Annotated in this window: 21 protein-coding genes and 1 pseudogene; 9 read left to right on the forward strand and 13 right to left on the reverse strand. The window is 57.3% G+C overall.

Annotation, left to right across the window (positions count from 1 at the left end; all coding sequences use genetic code 11):
- Positions 1–104 precede the first annotated feature (104 nt).
- A complete protein-coding gene (locus GOV87_RS03165) occupies positions 105–980 on the forward strand; it encodes an alpha/beta fold hydrolase (RefSeq protein ID WP_171210803.1) in 876 nt (291 codons plus the stop codon).
- Positions 981–984: 4 nt separating this feature from the next.
- Here the strand turns inward: GOV87_RS03165 and GOV87_RS03170 are convergent, their stop codons facing one another.
- Positions 985–1,593, reverse strand: coding sequence for a carboxymuconolactone decarboxylase family protein (locus tag GOV87_RS03170; protein WP_171210804.1), 609 nt, complete (start codon positions 1,591–1,593; stop codon positions 985–987).
- A 120-nt stretch (positions 1,594–1,713) separates the two neighbouring features.
- The gene (locus tag GOV87_RS03175) at positions 1,714–2,526 is read right to left on the reverse strand and encodes a class I SAM-dependent methyltransferase (RefSeq protein WP_171210805.1); all 813 of its coding nucleotides are present in this window, start codon (positions 2,524–2,526) and stop codon (positions 1,714–1,716) included.
- Between the two features lie 174 nt (positions 2,527–2,700).
- Here GOV87_RS03175 and parE point away from each other — a divergent pair, with 174 nt between their 5' ends.
- The 3 genes from parE (at position 2,701) to GOV87_RS03190 (ending at position 6,000) form a co-directional block, all read left to right on the forward strand.
- Positions 2,701–4,659: a DNA topoisomerase IV subunit B gene (gene parE, locus GOV87_RS03180; RefSeq protein WP_171210806.1), complete on the forward strand. Its 1,959-nt coding sequence runs from the start codon at positions 2,701–2,703 to the stop codon at positions 4,657–4,659.
- 23 nt (positions 4,660–4,682) lie between these two features.
- The gene (locus GOV87_RS03185; RefSeq protein WP_171210807.1) at positions 4,683–5,459 is read left to right on the forward strand and encodes a hypothetical protein; all 777 of its coding nucleotides are present in this window, start codon (positions 4,683–4,685) and stop codon (positions 5,457–5,459) included.
- 259 nt (positions 5,460–5,718) lie between these two features.
- Entirely contained in the window at positions 5,719–6,000 is a 282-nt protein-coding gene (locus GOV87_RS03190) for a hypothetical protein (protein WP_171210808.1), read from the forward strand.
- On the opposite strand, the gene GOV87_RS03195 is transcribed toward GOV87_RS03190, so the two are convergent.
- From GOV87_RS03195 to GOV87_RS03235, 9 genes are all read right to left on the reverse strand, one after another.
- Entirely contained in the window at positions 5,990–6,769 is a 780-nt protein-coding gene (locus tag GOV87_RS03195) for an alpha/beta hydrolase (RefSeq protein ID WP_171210809.1), read from the reverse strand. The two genes, GOV87_RS03190 and GOV87_RS03195, sit on opposite strands and share 11 nt — an antisense overlap.
- A 58-nt stretch (positions 6,770–6,827) precedes the next feature.
- Complete coding sequence (locus GOV87_RS03200; protein WP_171210810.1) at positions 6,828–7,973, reverse strand: iron-containing alcohol dehydrogenase; 1,146 nt, start codon at positions 7,971–7,973, stop codon at positions 6,828–6,830.
- Positions 7,970–9,352 (reverse strand): aldehyde dehydrogenase family protein, encoded by a 1,383-nt coding sequence (locus GOV87_RS03205; RefSeq protein WP_171210811.1) that lies wholly within the window; start codon positions 9,350–9,352, stop codon positions 7,970–7,972. The genes GOV87_RS03200 and GOV87_RS03205 overlap by 4 nt, the downstream gene beginning before the upstream one ends.
- 94 nt (positions 9,353–9,446) lie before the next feature.
- Positions 9,447–10,808 (reverse strand): glutamine synthetase family protein, encoded by a 1,362-nt coding sequence (locus GOV87_RS03210; protein WP_171210812.1) that lies wholly within the window; start codon positions 10,806–10,808, stop codon positions 9,447–9,449.
- 88 nt (positions 10,809–10,896) lie between these two features.
- Positions 10,897–11,865 (reverse strand): Na/Pi symporter, encoded by a 969-nt coding sequence (locus GOV87_RS03215; protein ID WP_171210813.1) that lies wholly within the window; start codon positions 11,863–11,865, stop codon positions 10,897–10,899.
- Between the two features lie 148 nt (positions 11,866–12,013).
- Positions 12,014–13,048, reverse strand: coding sequence for a TRAP transporter substrate-binding protein (locus tag GOV87_RS03220; RefSeq protein WP_171122063.1), 1,035 nt, complete (start codon positions 13,046–13,048; stop codon positions 12,014–12,016).
- Between the two features lie 51 nt (positions 13,049–13,099).
- A complete protein-coding gene (locus GOV87_RS03225; protein ID WP_171210814.1) occupies positions 13,100–14,419 on the reverse strand; it encodes a TRAP transporter large permease subunit in 1,320 nt (439 codons plus the stop codon).
- Positions 14,416–14,988 (reverse strand): TRAP transporter small permease subunit, encoded by a 573-nt coding sequence (locus tag GOV87_RS03230; RefSeq protein ID WP_171122061.1) that lies wholly within the window; start codon positions 14,986–14,988, stop codon positions 14,416–14,418. Before GOV87_RS03230 ends, GOV87_RS03225 begins: the two co-directional genes overlap by 4 nt.
- An 8-nt stretch (positions 14,989–14,996) precedes the next feature.
- Positions 14,997–15,752 carry an N-formylglutamate amidohydrolase gene (locus GOV87_RS03235; RefSeq protein ID WP_254447302.1) on the reverse strand — a complete coding sequence of 252 codons (756 nt, stop codon included), beginning with the start codon at positions 15,750–15,752 and terminating at the stop codon, positions 14,997–14,999.
- Between the two features lie 155 nt (positions 15,753–15,907).
- Between GOV87_RS03235 and GOV87_RS03240 the strand changes: the two genes are divergently transcribed.
- Entirely contained in the window at positions 15,908–16,777 is an 870-nt protein-coding gene (locus GOV87_RS03240) for a MurR/RpiR family transcriptional regulator (protein WP_171122060.1), read from the forward strand.
- Between the two features lie 75 nt (positions 16,778–16,852).
- Positions 16,853–17,608 (forward strand): annotated as a pseudogene (locus GOV87_RS20630) (hypothetical protein); the annotation flags it as partial.
- Positions 17,609–17,615: 7 nt separating this feature from the next.
- On the opposite strand, the gene GOV87_RS03250 reads toward GOV87_RS20630, so the two are convergent.
- On the reverse strand, positions 17,616–18,290 hold the full coding sequence (locus GOV87_RS03250) for a TIGR04283 family arsenosugar biosynthesis glycosyltransferase (protein ID WP_171210815.1): 675 nt from the start codon (positions 18,288–18,290) through the stop codon (positions 17,616–17,618).
- Positions 18,291–18,362: 72 nt separating this feature from the next.
- Here GOV87_RS03250 and GOV87_RS03255 point away from each other — a divergent pair, with 72 nt between their 5' ends.
- Together GOV87_RS03255 and GOV87_RS03260 are read left to right on the forward strand one after the other, a co-directional pair.
- The gene (locus tag GOV87_RS03255; RefSeq protein WP_171210816.1) at positions 18,363–19,100 is read left to right on the forward strand and encodes a folate-binding protein YgfZ; all 738 of its coding nucleotides are present in this window, start codon (positions 18,363–18,365) and stop codon (positions 19,098–19,100) included.
- Positions 19,101–19,205: 105 nt separating this feature from the next.
- Entirely contained in the window at positions 19,206–20,150 is a 945-nt protein-coding gene (locus tag GOV87_RS03260; protein WP_171210817.1) for an ABC transporter transmembrane domain-containing protein, read from the forward strand.
- Between the two features lie 58 nt (positions 20,151–20,208).
- Here GOV87_RS03260 and efp read toward each other — a convergent pair whose 3' ends face one another.
- Complete coding sequence (efp, locus tag GOV87_RS03265; RefSeq protein WP_170325421.1) at positions 20,209–20,772, reverse strand: elongation factor P; 564 nt, start codon at positions 20,770–20,772, stop codon at positions 20,209–20,211.
- Between the two features lie 218 nt (positions 20,773–20,990).
- Here efp and GOV87_RS03270 point away from each other — a divergent pair, with 218 nt between their 5' ends.
- Positions 20,991–21,311: a DUF6280 family protein gene (locus tag GOV87_RS03270; protein ID WP_037310273.1), complete on the forward strand. Its 321-nt coding sequence runs from the start codon at positions 20,991–20,993 to the stop codon at positions 21,309–21,311.
- Positions 21,312–21,373: the final 62 nt, after the last annotated feature.

A 21,373-nucleotide genomic window follows, 5' to 3' on the forward strand; every position in this document is an offset into this window, starting at 1 on the left:
TCCGACAAGGCATCTAGCAGAATGTGAAAAAACGCGCTTTGATTGGTGTCAAACTGCTACATCTTTCTTGTCGCGTTTACGTAAACACTCCAAGGGGTTCCGCTATGGAAAACAGGTTTATCGAGCTTAATGGTCAGAGTTTTTATCTGCGCAGTTGGGGCGACCCTTCGCTGCCGGTGATGCTGATGCTGCACGGCTTCCCTGAATATGGCGGTGCGTGGGGCGATCTGGCCCCGCACCTGTCAGAACACTTCCATTGCATCGCCCCCGATCAGCGCGGCTTTGGTCAAAGTTGGGCCCCAGCGGGAACTGATCACTATGCCCTGTCCAAACTGGTTTCCGACATGGCAGCCCTCATCGAGGATGCCGGTGCACCCGTTTGCGTTCTGGGTCACGACTGGGGCGCGGCAGTGGCCTACGGGCTAGCCATGTTCCGGCCGGAACTGGTCAGCAAGCTGATTATCGCAAACGGGGTTCATCCGGTTCCGTTTCAACGTGCCCTTGCGGAAGGAGGCGCACAGTCAAAAGCATCCCAATACATCAACGACCTGCGCGACCCAAACGCGGCCCAGCGGTTCTCGGCCGATGATTTTTCCCTATTGGAACGCTTTTTCCGGCGCGGCATGGGGGTTGACTGGCTATCTGACGAACAAATGCAGGACTACCGCACCGAATGGGCGCGCCCCGGGCGGCTTGATGCGATGCTGAATTGGTACCGGGCGTCACCTCTGATCGTTGCCGACCCGGATAAGCCCCTGACTGACCTGCCGGACTTGCCCTTGGATCGGCTGATGATCAAATGTCCGCACCTGTTGCTTTGGGGACCCGAAGACACCGCGCTGCTGCCCGAGTCGACTGCCGGGCTGGAGGACTTTGCCCCGGACCTGACCAGGATCGACATTCCCGGCGCTGATCATTGGCTGCACCATCAGCGCCCCGAGGTTTTGGCGCAGGAAATCAAGAACTGGATGGCGTCTTGACCGCCTAGCGATGCCCCCAATCGGCCGGGTCGTCCGAGTTGTTCGGCGATAGCCCAAGAACATCACCATCCGTCGAACAGCCAAGCCCCAGAACCGTCCGGTTGGCATAGGAGAAATACGCACAGACCTGATTGATCTCGAGGATCTCGCCGTCATCCCACCCGGCCTTCCGCAACGCCTCGACATCGGCCGCAACCATGTCTGACGGGGCTTCTGTCAATTTGCGCGCATACATCATCGCGGCGATTTGTGCCGCGTCCAGTGGGGCGGATTGGGGGGAACCTGCCTCGATTGCGGAGCGAATGGCATTGCCGCGATCGGGGTCGTTCAACAGGCGTTGCAATCCGCTGAAATGATGTTCAACGCAATAGGCGCAGCGATTCAAGGAACTTACCCAAACACCCAGCACCTCAAGAAACCATTTCGGGATCGTATTGGCAGAATGGTGCAGGACATTCTTATAAAGCGCCATGTGGCCTTCCATCGAATGCGGCCGCAAGGAATGCACCATCATAATATTATCCACATTATTTCCGGGGCCGGTCACACGGTCGTACAGTTTTTTCAACCTGCCCGATGCCTGATCGAACGGAACTGTCTTGATCCAACTCATTCGGTTTCCTTGCTTTTTTCACACAAAACGAGCGCACCTTAGACGCCCGCGACAAGATCTACGAGAGCCCATGGCGCGGCAGTTTTCTGTTTATCACCCCAGATACGGTGCTAAGGTTTTTCAGCCCAAGCGACAAACAAACATTGTGGCCGACAAAGGCATCGTCATGCCATCTGGGCCAAAGCGATTTTCCAATGCGGTCGCAAATTCCCCCGCGACGTCCTCGGGGTCGACACCGCCGCGTTCATTGATTTCGTCAATCAGCGGATTCCCAAAAACCAACGATCTGGAGAGCGCCTCCAGATCCTGAATCTTCTTTTGAATTTTAATGGTTTCATGCGTTACGTTGCTCCACCCGGCGGAAGACAGATCGCCGAGAACGGTGGCAGGATCGCCATAGTGAAAAGGAACTTTGTAGAACCCAGGCGGGTCGTCAGGAAAAACCTTCTGCATAAGCTCGTGTGCCATCTGCGAAAATGGGTTCTCTGACATTGGGCTCCAGACATTGAAGACATATCTGCCGCCCGGCCGCAAAACGCGCGCTGCTTCTCGATATGATGCGATTTTGTCGGGAAAGAACATTACGCCGAACTGACAGACCATTAAGTCAAATTCCGGCCCGTCAAACGGAAGCTCCATCGCATTGGCAACCGCAAACTGAATGTTCTCGTCACCGGAAAACTTGGCCTTCGCCACTTCCAGCATCGGCGCGTTCAGGTCGGTCACCAACAGACTTGCCTCTGCCGGTAACTTGTCCCGCAAGACTCTGCTGACTATTCCGGTACCCGCCGCCAGTTCAATCACCGAACTCGCGGGCTCATCGCAGCACTTTTCAGAAATGAGTGCCGCGTAGTCGACAAAGATATTTGGCCCCAGACCCTTGTCGTAATGTGTTGGTATATCTCCAACGAAACTGGCCGAGTTCGTGGTCATTTCAAATTCCCCCAATTAATTGATAATGCCAAGTGTCCCAATCTTATGCGAAAACGGGCTAGCGCGCGAATGGCGGCCTGGGTTTGGCAAAATCCCACAACACTTCGCGTCCCTCTTCCCCCGGACCACATCACCTGCCATAATGGGCAAAACCCAAAAACAAGAGCAGCACCGATGCCCGACGATCTGTTGACGCCCAGCGCGACCGCTACATATGACGCCTCTTCGATCGAGGTTCTTGAAGGTCTGGAACCCGTTCGCAAACGCCCCGGCATGTATATCGGCGGCACGGATGAGCGCGCTTTGCACCACATGGTCGCGGAAATCCTCGACAACTCGATGGATGAGGCGGTCGCCGGTCACGCCAACCGGATCGAGGTTGAGCTGCACGAAGATTATGCGCTGACCGTGCGCGACAACGGACGCGGCATCCCGATTGATCCGCACCCCAAATTCCCTGACAAATCCGCGCTTGAGGTCATCCTGTGCACCCTACATGCGGGCGGTAAGTTCTCGGGCAAGGCCTACCAGACCTCGGGCGGTCTGCACGGTGTCGGTGCTTCGGTGGTGAATGCGTTGTCGGATTCTATGGTTGTGCAGGTGGCCCGCGACAAGACGCTGTTCGAACAGCGGTTCTCGCGCGGTATCCCTTTGGGTCCAGTGGAAAAGGTCGGCGCAGCCCCCAACCGGCGCGGAACCACGGTCACCTTCCATGCGGATGCCGAAATCTTTGGCCACCACAAATTCAAACCGGCACGACTGTTCAAGTCCATCCGCTCTAAGGCCTACTTATTCTCGGGCGTCGAAATCCGCTGGAAATCGCATATCGACGACGGCGAGACCCCGACCGAGGCGACGTTCCACTTCCCCGGCGGCCTGTCCGATTACCTCAAGGAGACGATGAACGGCTCGTCCACCTATGCCGAGCAGCCCTTTGCGGGCACCGTGGACTTCACCGAGAAATTCGGCACACCGGGCAAGGTCGAATGGGCGATTAACTGGACGCCCTCGCGCGACGGGTTCATCCAATCCTACTGTAACACCGTCCCCACCCCCGAAGGCGGCACCCATGTGGCGGGATTCTGGGCCGCGATCCTCAAGGGGATCAAGGCCTATGGCGAGTTGATCAACAACAAGAAAGCCGCGCAGATCACCCGTGATGACCTGATCACCGGCGGCTGCGCGCTGGTGTCGTGCTTTATCCGCGAGCCGGAATTTGTGGGCCAGACCAAAGACCGCCTTGCCACGGTCGAGGCGCAGCGACTGGTCGAAAATTCGGTCCGCGACCATTTCGATAACTGGCTGGCGGCGGATACGAAATCCGCCGGCGCGATACTCGACTTTGTGATACTCCGAGCCGAGGAACGTCTGCGCCGACGGGCCGAGAAAGAGACACAACGCAAGTCCGCCACTAAAAAACTTCGTCTTCCCGGCAAGTTGGTGGACTGCTCTAGTTCAACACGCGACGGCACCGAATTATTCATCGTCGAAGGAGATTCTGCGGGCGGCTCCGCAAAAATGGGCCGCGACCGCAAAACACAGGCCCTTTTGCCCCTGCGCGGTAAGATCCTGAACGTGCTGGGTGCGGCCAGTTCCAAGCTGGGCACCAATGCCGAGATCAACGACCTGACCCAAGCGCTGGGCGTGGGGCTTGGCACCAAGTTCAACGTCGACGACCTGCGCTATGACAAGATCATCATCATGACCGACGCGGATGTGGACGGAGCGCATATCGCCTCGCTGCTGATGACGTTCTTCTTCACCCAGATGCGCCCGATGATCGACGCAGGGCATTTGTATCTCGCCTGCCCGCCCCTCTACCGCCTGACCCAGGGCGCCAAACGCGTTTATTGTCTGGACGAGGCCGAGCGGGACGAGTGGCTTGAGAAAGGTCTTGGCGGCAAAGGCAAGATCGACGTCTCACGCTTCAAAGGTCTGGGCGAAATGGACGCCAAGGACCTGAAAGAGACCACGATGGACCCGGCCTCGCGCAAACTGATCCGCGTCACGATTGACGAGGACGAACCCGGCGAAACCGGCGATCTGGTCGAGCGCCTGATGGGTAAGAAGCCCGAACTGCGGTTCCAGTACATTCAGGAGAACGCGCGGTTTGTGGAGGAGTTGGATGTTTGAGATAAGGAAAATTTATGTACGTCATGTACGCCGACGAAGCTGATCAAGACGGCAGCAAAGAATTTCTAATTTACGCCAGTGTATTTTTTCCATCTGATCAACTGTTGAAAATCCATAAGGGCATGATTGCCATACGTCGGAAGTATGGTTTCAGGCCAAACGACAAACTAAAATTCTCCCCCGGCGGGGTGTCCAAGGATGTCACTCGGCAAGCACACACTGATGCTAAGAACGCTGTTTTGAAACTAGCTGCGAAGCATCAGTGCAAAGCTTGCTGCTACATTACTCCACATGCAATTGCCAAAGGTCAACCTCACGACAATCGCCTAAAGTTTGGAATAAACACGCTCTTAATGAAATTTGATCAGTTCCTGCGCGAGAACGGAAACGCCCCCGGTATGGTCAAGTTCGATCGCACTACTGACTTCAAGCAAGAGCAGTATTTCAAGGAAATTTTCGAAACCGGCATCGTTTTTCAAAAGAGTCAAAAAACCCACCAACTCGGTAACATCGTGTCAATAGACAACACTCTAAACGGCACCTCTCACCTTGCTTCCCTAACTGACATCGTAGTTGGATCATTTAGATTTATAATAAATGAACCGAACAAAGATCTTGTTGGCGTTAAGTTTTTGCAATCATTAAGTAAAATTCTTTGGGGAATAAAAGATGAAAAAGGTGTACTGTTAGTTCGAGAACGTGGTTTTTGTATTAGGCCAAAAAACATTACGGTTCCCGACTATGAGGCAGACATTAATGCGTTAACAGCACGTTTGAACGAATATGCGTCCAAAAAATAACCCGCCATCGCGCCCTCCCGTGTGTGGGTGCGGTACGCGTCCGCTCTCGGGCGCGGGTCGGGCGCGTGCTTGATATTTCGCACTAAGCATTAGCTGGATGGAACGCAACAACCACACAAGCAGCCTGCAAACACCCCCCTTGCCTAACCCGTTGATCCCGTTCACACTTACTCTCAACCCGTCATTCAAGAACGACATTTGAGGTTCTCGAGCGTCCAAGACCCAATGAGACCAAGTGATTTTCGAACGGGAGGACGACATGAAGACAGTAACCCTCGGGCTGGCGCTGGCATTGCTGGCCAGCCAAGCAACCGCACAGCAGACGCTCAGCACCGCATCGCCAATTCCGGAAGGGGCCGAGACCCGGTTCTGCTACTATGCGGGCATGGCTTATTCGATGGACGCGTTCGTGGTCATTTTCGGCGACAACACCGTGACCGACACGATCAGCACGCGCGAAGAACACCTGCTGCGCTGCGTCAAGAACGACGACGGCTCGCTCAGTTGGAAACCCCAGAGCAGCTTCCAGATCAGCCGGTGACACCCGACGTCTGATCCAGCCAGTCCGCAATCTGTCCGGCCGGGCCCTCCCAGCCGGGTTCCATGAACAGGAAATGCGCGTGGTTTTCCACGGGCAGAAAGGTCGCGCGGTCTCCGTACAGATTGGCCAGCGCGCGGCAGGTGTTGGGGTTCACGGCCCGGTCCTCGGTGCCGGATACGATCAGGACGGGGCAGTCGACCTTGTCCCTGTCCACCTTCATCGCGTGGTGGTCGCCGAACATCCAGAAGAACATCTCGAACATCACCCGCCCGCTTTCCGGGCCGAGCTGGTCGAACACCGCGTGCTGCTGCGCCTTGGGCAGTTTGTTCAGCGCAAAGGGGGCCATCAGATCGAAATCGACGCGCATGGGCTGTTTCCAGAACGCCCCGCCCTCCATCAGCGCACGCGGTACAGCGCGTTCGTCATCGGTTTCGGGCAACGTCCCCCAGGCCGCGTTCGGGTTGATCAGGACAATGGCGCTGGCCAGCCCACGAGACGCCACCTGCTGCGCCACAACCCCCGCGATGGCATGGCCCAGCAGCACAGGCTTGCTGTCCAGCCCCTTCACGAATGCAGCGATGTCATCGGCGTAATCCATGACGCTGGTGTCGGTCAGGCCGGGATCAGGCTCGGTCTTGGGATCGCCGCCATGATAGCGCAGCGCGGGGGTGTGAACCGTCCAGCCGCGCGCGCGGAAGAAGCCCGCGTAATCCTGCATACACCACGGCCCGGCAAAGGCCCCGTGGATCAGAACTATCTCTTTGGTCATGAAAATCTCCCTCACCTGCGCGCAGTATGCGAGGTGAGGGAGCAGGTCTGCAACCCTGTTACAGCGCCGCTTTGAACAGCGCAGTCAGGTTGTCTTCGGTCAGTTCAATCGGGTTGCCGCCGCAGGACGGGTCGATGATCGCGCCTTTGACCAGTTCGGGGACCCGTGCTTCGGTCACGCCCAGATCGGACAGTTTGCGCGGGATGGCGAAGCTGTCGTTGAACTCCTGCACAAAGGCGCGGAAGCCGTCAAAGCCGCCCTCAATGCCCAGATAGGCCGCCGCTTGTTGGAACCGGTCGGCGATGGCGGGGGCGTTAAAGTCCAGAACGGCCGGCATACAAACGGCGTTCGTGGTGCCGTGATGGGTGTTGAACACCGCGCCAATCGGGTGGCTCATCGCGTGTATCGCGCCAAGGCCCTTTTGAAACGCCGTCGCGCCCATTGCCGCCGCGCTCATCATCTGGGCGCGGGCTTCGATGTCGGTGCCATCGGCATAGGCGCGCGGCAGGTAGTCCTTAACCAGCCGCATCCCCTCCAGCGCGATGCCTTGGGACATGGGGTGGTAATGCGGGCTCGAGAACGCCTCGACACAATGGGCGAATGCATCCAGACCGGTGCCTGCGGTGATGAACTTGGGCATACCCACGGTCAGCTCGGGGTCGCAGATCACGACCGTCGGCAGCACTTTCGGGTGGAAGATGATCTTTTTGACATGTGTTTCCGAATTGGTGATGACGCTTGCGCGCCCCACCTCGGACCCCGTCCCAGCCGTGGTCGGCACGGCGATGATCGGCGCGATGGCATCGGCATCAGCACGGGTCCACCAGTCGCCTATATCCTCATAATCCCACACCGGACGAGTCTGGCCGCATATGAACGCAACCATTTTGCCCAGATCCAGCCCCGAGCCGCCGCCAAATGCGATCACCCCGTCATGGCCGCCCGCATTGTAGGCGGCAACCCCGGCTGCGAGGTTCTTTTCATTGGGGTTCGGGTCCACATCGCTGAACAGGCCACGGCCCAGTCCGGCAGCCTCAAGGATATCCAGCGTCGCCATTGTGATTGGCAGATCGGCCAACCCCTTGTCGGTCACCAACAGAGGGCGTTTCATCCCGGCAACCGCGCAAGCTTCGGGCAATTCCTTGATCCGGCCAGCGCCGAACTTGATCGCGGTCGGGTAGGACCAGTTTCCAACAAGGCTCATGATGTCACCTTTTTCAGATGGTAGGATTTGGGACGTGTGAGGTTGTGATAGCCGATGACCGACAATCCGCCTCCGCGCCCGGTATTCTTGCAGCCGGTCCAGCACAGGCCCGGGTCCAGATAATCGGCCCGGTTCATGAACACGGTGCCGGTTTCGATCTGGTCCCCCACCCGCGCAGCACGATCCACATCGCGGGTCCAGAGGCTGGCGGTCAGGCCAAACTCGCTGTCATTCATCAGCGCGATGGCTTCTTCGTCGGACGAGACTTTCATGATGCCCACCACCGGGCCAAAGCTTTCGTCCCGCATCACACGCATATCATGGGTGACATTGGTCAGGATCTGCGGGGTCAGATAGGCCCCACCATCATCCTCGGCGAAGGTCTCGATATGGGCCACCGCACCCGCCGCGACCGCTTCGGCAATCTGCGCGCGCACCTCGTCGGCAAAGCGGACATTGGCCATCGGGCCAATGGTCGTCTCGGCATCCAGCGGATTGCCCAGCTTATAGCCCTTCACAACCTCAACCGCCTTAGCAACAAACGCATCGTAAAGGCTCTCATGCACATAAATCCGTTCAATCCCACAACAGCACTGGCCCGAGTTGAACATCGCCCCGTCGATCAACGTATCGACCGCTGCATCCAGATCGGCATCCTCCATGACATAACCCGGATCTTTGCCGCCCAGTTCTGTGCCGACGCCGGTAAAGGTGCCCGCCGCAGCCCGCTCCATCGCCTGTCCGCCGCCGACCGAACCGGTAAAGTTCACAAAATCAAACGCCCTGCCCGCGATCAGATCATTGGTCACGTCGTGGCTGAGGAACACGTTCTGAAACACATCCTGCGGCACGCCCGCTGCATGAAATGCCTGCGTCATCCGCTTACCCACCAACAAAGTCTGCGTGGCATGTTTCAACACCACCGCATTGCCCGCAATCAACGCAGGCGCGACCGTGTTGATCGCCGTCATGTAAGGATAGTTCCAGGGCGCCACCACAAACACGACCCCATGCGGAATACGCTTGATGTAGCGCTTAAAGGTCTCATCCTCACCCACCGCGATATCAGCCAAAGAAACCTCGGCAATCTCGGCCATATGGCTGGCACGCTCATTGAACCCACCAAACTCACCGCCATAGCGCACGGGGCGACCCATCATATGCGCAAGCTCAGGCACGATCTCATCATTCATCGCACCCACAGCAGCCACGCCTGCCATCACAAGGCGGGTCCGCTCCTGCAACGGACGTGCCGCCCAATCCGCCTGTGCCGCCCGCGCCAGCGCAGCAGCCTCAAACGCCGCCTCAGCCGACAGCACTTCACGCTCTGCATAAACCGATCCATCAATCGGCGAGACACATTTCAACATCTGCCCCATCTTCACTCCATTTCCGAAAGAAGCAGGATCCCCTGCTTCATCTGGCCAAAAAATATCCCGGGGGTCTGGGGGCAGAGCCCCCAGCCAACCCGTCTCAAGCCCGCTCAAACCCGCGCGCGATTTCCCAATCGGTCACCACACGCTCGAATTCTTCAACCTCAACCTCTGCCGCACGGGAATAATGATCGACCACCTCGTCGCCCATGGCAGCCCGCAACATGGCTGACCCATACAACGCATCCCGCGCCGCACGCAGATTGCCGGGGATCATACCCGTTTCGCCCTGATAGACGTCTCCCTGCGTCGGAGGCTGCAACTCCAGCCCCTCTTCAATCCCGGCAATCCCAGCGGCCAGCATCCCCGCCATCGCCAGATAGGGGTTCATGTCCGAGCCAGGAATCCGACACTCTACCCGCACCGCCCTGGTGCCATCGCCGCACAGACGGAACCCCGCCGTGCGATTGTCCACCGACCAGATGATCCGCGTCGGCGCAAAGGTGCCCTTCATGAACCGCTTGTAGCTATTGATATAAGGGGCCATGAAATACGTGTAATCGGCGGCGTATTTCAGCAAACCCGCCATGTAGATCTTCATGACATCAGACATCCCGAGCGGATCTTTTTCGTCGAAAAAGATTGGCACCCCATCCGCCCAAAGCGACTGATGCACATGGGACGAACTGCCCACTTTCTCATGATGCCATTTGGGCAGGAACGTCGCCGCATGACCATGCTGCCATGCAATCTCTTTCACCGCGTTCTTAGCAATCGAGTGATACTCGGCCGTGTCCATCGCAGGTGCGTATTTGATGTTCAGCTCTTCCTGACCGGTCTCGGCCTCACCTTTCGAGTTCTCAACCGGAATTCCCGCATTCCAAAGATGATTGCGGATCGGGCGCATCACATGCTCTTCCTTGGTGGTCTGCAGGATGTGATAGTCTTCGTTATAGCCCGAGATCGGCTCCAGATCGCGGAAGCCTTCCTTGCGGATCTGGTCAAAGCTCTTCTCAAACAGAAAGAACTCCAACTCGGTGGCGCACATTGCGTCATAGCCCATAGCCTTCAGCCGGTTCACCTGCTTTTTCAGAATGGACCGAGGCGCATGGGGTACTTCCTCATGCGTGTGGTGATCCAGCACATCGCACATCACCATAGCGGTGCCCTCAAGCCACGGCACCGGGCGCAGAGTGCTCAGGTCGGGCTTCATCACGTAATCGCCATAGCCGCGTTCCCAACTTGTGGCGGCATAGCCATCGGGGGTCGCCATCTCGAGGTCTGTCGCCAGCAGGTAGTTGCAACAATGGGTCTCTTCCCACGCACCAGCCACGAAATGGCCCGCGTGAAACCGTTTGCCCATCAGACGGCCCTGCATGTCGACCATGCAGACCAGTACGGTATCAACCTCACCGGCTTCGACCTTGGCTTTCAGATCGTCCAAACGTGCGTCATTGCCCATCCCGTTCATCCTTTGTTATTTTCTGAGGCTATCGCCCCAAACTCTGTCCCGCGGCCCTAGTCTTCGACCGCTTCGTTTTCCATTTCCATCACCAATCGTGTCTCCAGCACCTGCCCGCTTTGATAGAGGATTGGATAAGCAACAGCGTCATCGGGCGTTCCAACCAATTTACGAACCCTGTGGCCAGCACGAATATGGCAAAATTGAACCCGATATGGGCCAGGATCAACGACTGCCCTGCCCCGGCCACCATAAGCGCCTGATGCGCGCCGGTCACGTTGACCGCGATCAGCATCACCAGCGCCGCACTGCCGCGCAGCAGCAAGTTGGCCAGTGGAATGCGCCTCGCTGAAATTGGCAGGTCACGCGTCAGCCAGATCGGAATGAAGGCCGAGCCCAGATTGGCTCCAAGCACCAGCGAAAGACCAGCCGCAAAGGGGATTGCTCCGACCTGAACCAGTGTTACGCACATCAGGATCGTCGCCACGGAACTGTGCATTACAAAGGCCAAAACAGCGCCCACGATGAAGGCGCTGAAATAGTCGCTTTCCAGATAGCCCGCGATCGCGGGCAAAAAGGCGCTTTCGCGGATCGGATCAACCGCATCCCGCAGGAACTGCAATGAGACCAGAATGAACGCAATGCCAAGAACAATGCGCCCGATCAGCCGCACATTGGCGCGATCGGATTTGAGGTAAAGCCAGCCACCAAGCGCCAGCAAAACGGGTTGCAGCCAGCCAAGATCGTAAGACAAAACCTGAATGACCAGCGCAGCCCCCAGATCCGCACCCAGCACCCCGGCCAATGCGATGCCAAAGCTGACCATGCCAGCCGCCGCAAAACCGGTCAGCAATACCGTCACCGCGGCCGAGCTTTGCAGGATCGTGGCCAGAACCATACCGGCCCCACCTGCAACAAATACGTTTGAATGGCGCGTCAACAGCGACTGAAACAACGCACCAAAGCGCCGTTCGATGCCCGTGCGGACCAGCCGCACCGCAAAAAGCAACAACATGGTTGCCGCAAAAATCTCGATCAGGAACCCGGCGATTGCCATTTGCCTATACCCCTCGGACTCGGTTCACGCCAAAGCGTGACCGGAGCGTTCTTGTCTGTTTCGGAGGCAAGCCTAGCATTGGGGACAGGGGTTCCAGTGGTTCAATACCGGCACGCGACCGAGGCCGCGCGCCGTAGTCGCTTGGATTTTAGCCGTAACGATAAGGCCGCCCGGCCTTGAGCATGTCGGCGTTATACTGCTTGAAGATCTCGACGACCTTCGCCTTGGTCTCGGACTCGGCTGCGATTTCATCCCAGAAGGCAACGGCCGCTTCTTCAACCGTCGCCCATTCTTCATCCGGGATCGAGGTCAGCTGCATCTTATCGCCGTTGACGCGCAGGCTGGCCTCGCCACCCCAATACCACCACTGACGGTAGTAGTGCGACTGGTCACAGCAGACGCGGAACAAGGTCTGCAGGTCTTCGGGCAGCTCGTTCCAGCGATCCATATTTGCAAAGAACGATCCCGCCCATGCGCCCGAGATGTTGTTGGTCAGGAAGTAATTGGTCACATCCGCCCAACCGACAGTGTAATCCTCGGTGATGCCGGACCATGCGATGCCGTCCAACTCGCCGGTCTGCACGGCGACTTCGATGTCTTCCCAAGGCAGGGTCACCGGCACGACACCAAACTGGCTTAGGAAGCGGCCCGCTGTCGGGAAGGTAAAGACGCGCTTGCCTTGTAGGTCGGCCAGGCTGTTAATCGGGTCTTTGGTGGCAAAGTGGCAGGGGTCCCATGCACCGGCGCTGATATGCTTGACGCCGACCTTGGAATATTCCTCGTCCCAGATCTCGTTCAGGCCGTACTGGTTGAACAGCACCGGCACGTCCAGCGAATAGCGCGACGCAAACGGGAAATAGCCGCCGAACACGGTGACTTCGGTGGGCGACGCCATCGAGTCATCGTCGGACTGAACCGCATCAATCGTGCCCTTCTGCATGGCGCGGAACAACTCTCCGGTCGGGACAAGCTGATCGGCATAGAACAGCTCGATCTGCATCCGGTCGCCAGCGATCTTGTTGAACATCTCGATCGCGGGGTCGATCACATGGGCGGCAAGCGCAGGACCGGCATAAGTCTGCATCCGCCAGGTGATCGTACTCTGCGCCAGTGCAGGCGCAGCCAGAGGTGCGGCGGCAACACCTACCCCGGCTGTTTTCAGAAACTTACGTCTTGTTGTCATGTCATTTCCTCTCTGCTGTAGTTTTTCGTGCCGCTTAGACGGGCATTCTTGTTAATTTCCATAAACATAGCCGGGCAACCACAGGGCGATTTCCGGGAAAATCATGATGATCGTCAGCGCCAGCACCATCACCGCGACAAACGGAAAGATCGAGCGGTAGATGTCGCGCAGCGTGATCTCAGGCGGGGCCATGGCCCGCATCAAGAACAGGTTATAACCGAATGGCGGCGTCATATAGGCGATCTGGGTGGTGATCGTATAAAGCACCCCATACCAGATCAGATCAAAACCCAACGCCCCCACCAGCGGCACATAGAGCGGCGCCACGATCACCAGCATCGCCGTGTCGTCCAGAAACGTGCCCATGACGATAAAGCTGAGCTGCATCAGGATCAGGATCATCCACGGCGACAGCCCCAGTTGATCGGTGAACAGATTGTCGATGGCTTTCACCGCGCCCAGCCCATCGAACACCGCGCCAAAGCCAAGGGCGGCGAGGATGATCCACATGAACATGCATGAGATTGCCAGCGTTTGCTTGGTGCAATCCTCGAAAATCTTCCATGTCATGCGCCGTTTGACAACCGAAACGACCAGAGCAGTCAGCGCCCCGATGGCCGAGCTTTCAACAAGCGAAGTCCAGCCGTTCACAAACGGTACCATCATGGCGGCAAAGATGATCAGCGGTAGCGCGCCCGCGCCCAGCAGCCGGATTTTCTCGTCCCGCGGCACCTCATGCGCGTCTTTCATTGCGGGGCCAAGTTCGGGCTGAATACGGCATCGGATCCAGATATAGAGGATGAACAAGCTTGCCATCAGCAGGCCCGGCACGATCCCGGCCAGCCATAACTGCCCCACCGGTTGCCGCGCGATCATCGCATAAAGCACCAGCACAACCGAGGGCGGCACCAGAATGCCCAGACTGGACCCGGCTTGAATAACACCCGTCACCATCGTCTTGTCATAGCCCCGCCGCAGCAGTTCCGGCAGCGCAATGGTTGCGCCAATGGCCATCCCCGCGACGCTGAGACCGTTCATGGCCGAAACCAGAACCATCAGGCCAATCGTGCCGATCGCCAACCCACCATTCACCGGCCCCATCCACACATGGAACATCCGATACAGGTCATCGGCCAGACGGCTTTCCGACAACACATAGCCCATGAAAATGAACATCGGCAGGGTTAGCAGCGGATACCATTTCATCAGCTTCATAGCGGCCGAGAATGTTATGTCCTGCCCGCCCGTTCCCCACAGGGCGAGCGCAGCGACAGTAGCGATCGCGCCGATCGCGCCAAAGACGCGCTGACCTGTGAACAGCATCAGCATCATCGACGCGAACATGAAAATGGCAATGTATTCCTGGCTCATGCCCGACGAACCCCGATTTCCTGCCCGTTGATCCGGGCTATGTCTTTGAAGAATTCCGATATCGCCTGTAGCAGCATCAGGAAGAAGCCGAACACCATGATCGCCTTGACGGGCCAGATATAAGGCCGCCACGCGGTCGAGGATCGTTCGAGGCGCCCGATCTCTTCGCTGCCGGTCAGCAGGCCGGTGAAGTACGAGATCGGCGAATCCCCCCAATAGCCAAGGCTATAGGCGGTTGATCCCAGCCCGCCGTAAAACAGCACGCCCAGATACAAGATCAGCAGCAAAACGGTGAAGGCGTCGAACCACGCTTTTTTCGTGTGGCTCCAATTGTGATAGAACAGGTCCATCCGCACGTTCGACCCCAGTTGAATCGAATATGGCCCGCCCATGATGTAATAGGTCACCATCGCGAACTGCGCCATTTCCAGCGTCCACAGCGACGGCAGGAAAAACGTCTTCGAGATCGAAGACCACAGCAGGATTCCCATCATCACGAACAGGCCCCACATCATCACCCGCCCGATCCTATAATTGATCGCATCGACGACGCGGACATATGAGCTCATGACCCGGATCACATCGCCACCTTCTTTTTGATGCCCGACAAGACACTTGCAATCCACGGAACCAGCGCGTCAGCCACAGCCGATTGCTGTTCAGGCGTTTCGATCAGGTCGTTGCGGATTTCGATCATTACGTTCAGCAACCCGCGCGGCGCGGCCTGCGCGTCCAGTGTATGCGCAACACCATCGACGGCCGAATAGGGCTCGTTCAAACGGGTGACGTATGGGTTCTGGGCTGGCTGTTGGGCCATCATTGAGGTCGCGAACCGGTCATCCTCTCCGTGCAGGATACCCAGTTCCACCTTACGCTTTTTGCCAAGATAAATGGGCGTGAAGCTGTGAACAGTGACCATCAACTCTAGCGAGCGCCGATACTGGTCCAACACATCCGACAGGGATGCACGAAACGGCTCATAAACCCCCTCGATACGCGCTTTACGCTCTTGCGAAGACAGGTTCGCATTGGCCGGAATGTCCCAGTTCTCACTTCTTACCGGCATGGCCCCGGCGGCTTCGGGCGGGCGATTGCAGTCGTAAACCAGACGCGACACACCGCCATAAACCAAGGGGGCCGACATGCGCACTGCCATTTGCTTTGCCACAGCCAATGCGCCGGGATCCCAGGCGATATGGCTTTGCAACGCATCTGTCTCCAATCCCATGTCCCCAAGACATACAGGGATTCGATTGGACGCGTGCTCACAAACCAGCGCCATCGAAGGCGCATCGTCTGCCAAATCCGTGTGAACGACTTTTCCAAAGTCCAATTCTAAGCCCTGCGATTCCATGCGTGATCGTTGTGGAAAAATTTCCACACTCGGCAATCTCCTGTCAATAATTTTCCTGTATAAATTTTTCCACGCTTGATCTTGATGAAAAATTGTTCACATTATGCGCCTGTCGCATACAGGAGGATCGTTCAGTGCGGGTGACGGACAGGCTGCTGGCCCATCGGGACAAGATGACCCCTTCTGAACGGCAACTCGTCAGTGTTCTGCTGGATGATTACCCGATGGCCGGGCTGGGCAGCATCACCGAATTGGCCAGCACCGCCTCGGTCTCGACCACCACGGTCGCGCGGATGCTGCAAAAAACCGGGTTTGACGGCTACCCTCAGTTTCAGGCCGCCCTGCGCGGCGAGGTGAAAGAGATGATCTCGGGGCCCGTCGCCAAGCGCGACGTCTGGCAGAATGACCTGCCCGAAGAACACATCCTGAATCGCTATTCCCAGCAATCCCTTGCCAACCAGAAGCGCACGATAGACGAAGTTGATCCCGGCGAATTCGATAGCTTTTGCAACCTGTTATCGGACCCGGATCGGCGGATTTTCATCACCGGGGGGCGAATAACGGGCACCTTGGCGCAGTACCTCTATCTGCACTTGCAAATGATCCGGCCCGACGTCCGGTTGCTGCCCGTTGCGGCCTCGTGGACGCATGATCTGCTGGATGTTCGAAAAAATGACGTTCTGGTTGCGCTGGACGTGCGCAGGTACGAGAACGCGACCATGTTGATCGGACAGCTTTGCCAGGAACGCGAGGCCGAGATTGTGCTGTTCACCGACCAGTGGCGCTCGCCTATTCACCGGCTCGCCAGGCACACGTTTGCGGCCCGGATTGCCGTGCCTTCGGCCTGGGACTCGATGGCTTCGATCCTTGCGTTGATGGAATGCGCCATCGCTGAAGTGCAGGAGCGGCTTTGGGATTCGGTCAAGGAACGCACTGACGAATTGGAGCAAGCCTTTGACCGCACCAAACTATTTCGGAAGTTTGGCCAAAGCTCTGGCTCTTGATTTCTGATCCGACAAAAAGAACAACAGCCCGTGAAGAGTGTTGCCACGTCGTGAACGCGTCGTCACTTTGTATGCATGACGTTTATTGCCGACAATCAACTGCCCCTGTTAATCCTGTTCTTTCTGATTGGATCGGTTGGAACCGGGTTTCTGTTCCGTAAACCTGCTGGCCACCGTGCGTGGAAACTGGCTGATCTCGTTTGGGTTGTTCTGGGCGGAATCGGTGCCTTGGTTGCTGTTCTTGCGGGGTTGTACACCTCAGACAGTTCGCGGCTGGACCGGCAGATTGACGTGGCTTATGCCGCAACGCTTGCGTTCGACCGGGATGCCGCACGGTTCCGGCTGCGCTTTTGCGACCCCGCCTATGACAAAGATATCGGGGTTTTGTGCGACAAGGTGGAGTTCCTGTCGGCGTCCACCGCCAGTAATTCCGAGCTTCCGTTGTTTATCGCCGTCACCAACGAGGTCGCGCCGCTTCAGGGTCTGCATTTCCTGTTCGGACAAAGCGCAAAGGCCGAGCAGGACGATATGCGGGCAATGGCCTCAAAGGTTGAATCCTTCGACTTAGATCAGTTTCTGGTTTTCACGTCACTCGACGAAGAAACGCAGGCTGCAATCGACAACATGCGCCGAAAAGTTCCGGCAATCGCCGGGGACTATGTCATTCTTGCCCAGAGTTATGACGATCTGATCGCGCAGGTTGGGAAGCTAAAGGACGAATGGGAATACCTGCAGGCCAATGCACATATTCTGGTGCTCCAGATCGTCGCCCTCTGTCTGGTTAGTTTCGCGGCCCCGTTTCGGCTGGGTAAGTCGATCGTTGAACTGCGCACAAGCCTCAGCGCCGGTATGTCTGAGCCAGCCGTTCGGGATCACCACCCAGAAAATACCGCGTCAGTGTCCACAAGTTCCGCGCACCCCGACGGGCCCACCCCACCCTCTGATACCGATCCGCACTTGTGAAGGCACGAACAGGTAACAGGGTTATACCCCGCAGCCGACGCGCCAGCGCAACATCCTCCATTAATGGCTGGTCCGGGTATCCCCCTGCATCCATGTAAGCCTTGCGCTTGATCAAAAGCCCCTGATCGCCATACGGCAACCGAAACAGGCGGCTGCGCAAATTGGCCCAACCCGCAACCCACGCAGGCGCAAACCCCGCAGCGCGGAAAGCAAGACGAAAGGCAGCCGGGCCGCCGGTCCGCAAGTGATCACCCACGGCCTTGCTCCACCCTTCTTGCAAGACGGTATCCGCGTGCAAAACCAATAACCATTCAGCCTTGGCCAATGCGCATCCGCGCTGCAGTTGTCCCCCGCGTGACGCAGCACCGGTCACAATCTCGGCCCCGGCGTCATCGGCAATTTCCAACGTAGAATCGGTAGAGCCACCATCAGAGACAATCAGTTCCCGGATTAGTCCGGTATGCAGCCCCTCCATCAAAGCCTGCAGCGTTTCAGGAAGGCTGTCCGCCGCATTCAGCGTAGGGATGACGATGCTGATCGGCGCTGGCATGATTGAAACCCTCTGGTCTTGTCGGCGTGAACTCCTATATCACGTGGCTCAGGGAAAAGACGAGGACGTAACATGCCCAATCGCCGTATCCTGCGCTTTGGCGGCGCGGACACTGACAGTTTCCTGCAAGGACTGGTGACAAATGACATCGCCGGGATGGAACACGGGATCGTCTACGCCGCGCTGCTGACACCTCAGGGCAAGTATCTGGCAGATTTCTTTCTGCTGCGGGACGGAGAGACCGTTCTTCTGGACGTGGCAGAGGAACTGGCTGACGGTCTCGTCAAGCGATTGAACATGTACAAGCTGCGGGCCGATGTCACGATCGAAGATAGCGGCCTGAACCTTCAACGCGGCACGGGCCCTGCCCCCCAAGGCGCGCTGTCGGATCCCCGTCATCCCGAAATGGGCTGGCGCATCTACTCGGAAAGCGCCGAGGGCGACGACGGCACCGATTGGGACGCGATCCGCGTGCGTCACTGCATTCCCGAGACTGCAATCGAACTGACACCTGACAGCTATATCCTTGAATCCGGTTTCGAGGTCTTGAACGGTGTCGACTTCAAAAAGGGCTGCTATGTCGGGCAGGAAGTCACCGCGCGTATGAAACACAAGACCGAGTTGCGCAAGGGTCTGCGCAGCGTCCGGGTCGGCGGCGCGGCCCCGGTCGGGGCGGAAATTCTGTCCGATGGGAAACCCGCAGGCACGCTGTTTACCCAGTCTGATGGTCGGGGCATCGCATATCTTAGACTGGACCGCGCCAAAGGCGATTTAACCGCTGACGGGGTCCCTATCACCGTTGAGATTTGATTGTTGCCAATCCAGCACGGCGTAACCCACGGTTTTTGAGGTATAGTTTGAACACGCCCAAAGGCGCTGCCACACTGTGCGCAGGTTCAAGAACCGGAAAAACAAATGTTCAAACTATACAGAGCGATCTGGCGTGCCAGTGCCGGGCGTCAGATCATCCTTATTATTTTATCCATAGCCATCGCGGGTCTGGCTGCTGTGCCGCTGGAGTTTCAGCGCGACATCATCAACCACCTGACCGAGGATAACGTCGACACGGATCACCTGATCTATCTCGGAGGCGGCATGATGTCCGTTATCCTGCTGAGTCTTGCTCTGAAATGGTTGCTGGGCTTTCGGGCTGGCACATTGGGCGAAGACATGATCCGCATGATCCGGCAACGGCTGCTATTGCGTTCATCGGATCTGGGTGAAACCGGCGGGACCGTTCGCAAGGGAACAATGACCACCGCAATCTCGGCCGAAGCCGAAGAGCTGGGCAAGTTTGCGGGCGGGGCGTTTTCGGATCCGGTGGTACAAGTGGGAACTCTGATCAGTGTGATCGGGTATATTTCATCGACGCAGCCGGGACTTGGCCTGATTGCATTTTCGATGATTGTGCCGCAGATCGTCATCGTTCTGATCTCGCAGCGCAAAGTAAACACCTTTGTGGCCGAGCGCGTCCATATCCTGCGCAGCGCGACCGACAAGCTGACGGTCGAAGATATCGACGCCGTCGCACGAGACATCGAAGCGCAGTTCGACGAAATCTTTGAGACACGGCGACGTATGTTTTTGTGGAAACTGTCCGCCAAGTTCCTGCTTAGCGTCATCAACGGCGCGGGCACCGTCGGCGTTCTGATGCTGGGCGGTTATCTCGTTTTACAGGGCAAAACGGATGTGGGCACTGTGGTCGCCGCTACCAGCGGCTTAAGCCGCATCCAAGGACCAACCGCCTTTCTGATCGCGTTCTACCGGCAAGTCAGCGCCAATCGCATCAAGTACGAGTTGATGCTGGAATTGTTCGGCCCCAATCCTGAACAATATCGGAACCCAAGAAGGTTAAGATAAAAAAAGACCGCGCGGCCCCAGCCGTCGCGGTCTTTTTCATTTCCATCAAGGCAACCGTTTAGGCGCGCTCGGAATATTCCATGGTTTCGGTGTTCACGACGATCATCTCATCCTGTCCGATGAACGGCGGCACCATGACCTTAACACCATTGTCCAGAATTGCCGGTTTGAACGAATTCGCAGCGGTCTGACCTTTGACGACCGGCTCGGTCTCGACGATCTTGCAGGTCACTTTCTGGGGCAACGTGGCGTTTAGCGCCTCGGATTCGTAGAACTCGACCACGATGGTCATGCCGTCCTGCAGAAACGGGCGGCGCTCGCCCAGCAGTTCGGCGGGCAGTTCGATCTGTTCGTAGGTCTCAGAGTCCATGAACACCAGCATACCGTCAGATTCGTATAGGAACTGCTGGTCCTTCTGCTCTAGCCGTACACGTTCAACTTTATCCGCCGAACGGAACCGTTCGTTCAATTTTGACCCATTCCGTAGGTTGCGCAATTCGACTTGCGCAAAAGCACCGCCTTTTCCGGGCTTTACATGATCGACTTTTACGGCTGCCCACAGACCGTCATTATGCTCAAGCACATTGCCGGGGCGAATTTCGTTCCCATTTATCTTGGGCATGACATAAATCCTTCACAAACGGTTGATGCGTAAGTTGCGCTCCCTATATCTGGCGTGGCTGCACCTGGCAAGACAACGAGACCTTGTGCTGCAGCTGCAGCAAGCCATGCAAATGACGCAACGCAACTATGCATATTAGGTGTATCCGAATCGCACTTAATCGGTCATAAGGACCGTCACGCCGAAAATGCAAGAGCAAGAACAACAAGGAAGACGAGATGAGAGATTTCGTTGACGGCACCGCCTTTAACAATGAGCAAGGCAACCGTGCTCGTAAACTTTTCGCAGCCGTTGTGTTGGCTGCACTGGATGACGCAATCGCCGACGATAAAAAGTACGGCAATGGCCCCGAACAGATCGCTCGGTGGGCCCGCTCGCGCGATGGTCGCGAGGTCCTGTCTTGTGCAGGGATTGACCCGAACGAACGCGTTGTCAGCGGACTGATGGAGTTCGTTGGTCGTGGTGTACGCACCTCGGTCGCCCTGTCACGTGAAGAGAGCGAGCGTCGCAACGCCGCACAACAGGCAGAAGCAGCCTGATCAAAACTTCTGGTCGAATGAAAAAGCGCGCTCCTGCCACTGGAGCGCGCTTTTCGTTTGCC

The sequence above is a fragment of the Ruegeria sp. HKCCA5426 genome, from assembly GCF_013034585.1.
Classification (GTDB): domain Bacteria; phylum Pseudomonadota; class Alphaproteobacteria; order Rhodobacterales; family Rhodobacteraceae; genus Ruegeria.

Excerpts from the sequence above, each read along its gene's own strand:
- GOV87_RS03165 (WP_171210803.1), top strand. The coding sequence starts at position 105 with ATGGAAAACAGGTTTATCGAGCTTAATGGTCAGAGTTTTTATCTGCGC.
- GOV87_RS03170 (WP_171210804.1), bottom strand. The coding sequence starts at position 1,593 with ATGAGTTGGATCAAGACAGTTCCGTTCGATCAGGCATCGGGCAGGTTG.
- GOV87_RS03175 (WP_171210805.1), bottom strand. The coding sequence starts at position 2,526 with ATGACCACGAACTCGGCCAGTTTCGTTGGAGATATACCAACACATTAC.
- parE (WP_171210806.1), top strand. The coding sequence starts at position 2,701 with ATGCCCGACGATCTGTTGACGCCCAGCGCGACCGCTACATATGACGCC.
- GOV87_RS03185 (WP_171210807.1), top strand. The coding sequence starts at position 4,683 with ATGTACGCCGACGAAGCTGATCAAGACGGCAGCAAAGAATTTCTAATT.
- GOV87_RS03190 (WP_171210808.1), top strand. The coding sequence starts at position 5,719 with ATGAAGACAGTAACCCTCGGGCTGGCGCTGGCATTGCTGGCCAGCCAA.
- GOV87_RS03195 (WP_171210809.1), bottom strand. The coding sequence starts at position 6,769 with ATGACCAAAGAGATAGTTCTGATCCACGGGGCCTTTGCCGGGCCGTGG.
- GOV87_RS03200 (WP_171210810.1), bottom strand. The coding sequence starts at position 7,973 with ATGAGCCTTGTTGGAAACTGGTCCTACCCGACCGCGATCAAGTTCGGC.
- GOV87_RS03205 (WP_171210811.1), bottom strand. The coding sequence starts at position 9,352 with ATGGGGCAGATGTTGAAATGTGTCTCGCCGATTGATGGATCGGTTTAT.
- GOV87_RS03210 (WP_171210812.1), bottom strand. The coding sequence starts at position 10,808 with ATGGGCAATGACGCACGTTTGGACGATCTGAAAGCCAAGGTCGAAGCC.
- GOV87_RS03215 (WP_171210813.1), bottom strand. The coding sequence starts at position 11,865 with ATGGCAATCGCCGGGTTCCTGATCGAGATTTTTGCGGCAACCATGTTG.
- GOV87_RS03220 (WP_171122063.1), bottom strand. The coding sequence starts at position 13,048 with ATGACAACAAGACGTAAGTTTCTGAAAACAGCCGGGGTAGGTGTTGCC.
- GOV87_RS03225 (WP_171210814.1), bottom strand. The coding sequence starts at position 14,419 with ATGAGCCAGGAATACATTGCCATTTTCATGTTCGCGTCGATGATGCTG.
- GOV87_RS03230 (WP_171122061.1), bottom strand. The coding sequence starts at position 14,988 with ATGAGCTCATATGTCCGCGTCGTCGATGCGATCAATTATAGGATCGGG.
- GOV87_RS03250 (WP_171210815.1), bottom strand. The coding sequence starts at position 18,290 with ATGCCAGCGCCGATCAGCATCGTCATCCCTACGCTGAATGCGGCGGAC.
- GOV87_RS03255 (WP_171210816.1), top strand. The coding sequence starts at position 18,363 with ATGCCCAATCGCCGTATCCTGCGCTTTGGCGGCGCGGACACTGACAGT.
- GOV87_RS03260 (WP_171210817.1), top strand. The coding sequence starts at position 19,206 with ATGTTCAAACTATACAGAGCGATCTGGCGTGCCAGTGCCGGGCGTCAG.
- efp (WP_170325421.1), bottom strand. The coding sequence starts at position 20,772 with ATGCCCAAGATAAATGGGAACGAAATTCGCCCCGGCAATGTGCTTGAG.
- GOV87_RS03270 (WP_037310273.1), top strand. The coding sequence starts at position 20,991 with ATGAGAGATTTCGTTGACGGCACCGCCTTTAACAATGAGCAAGGCAAC.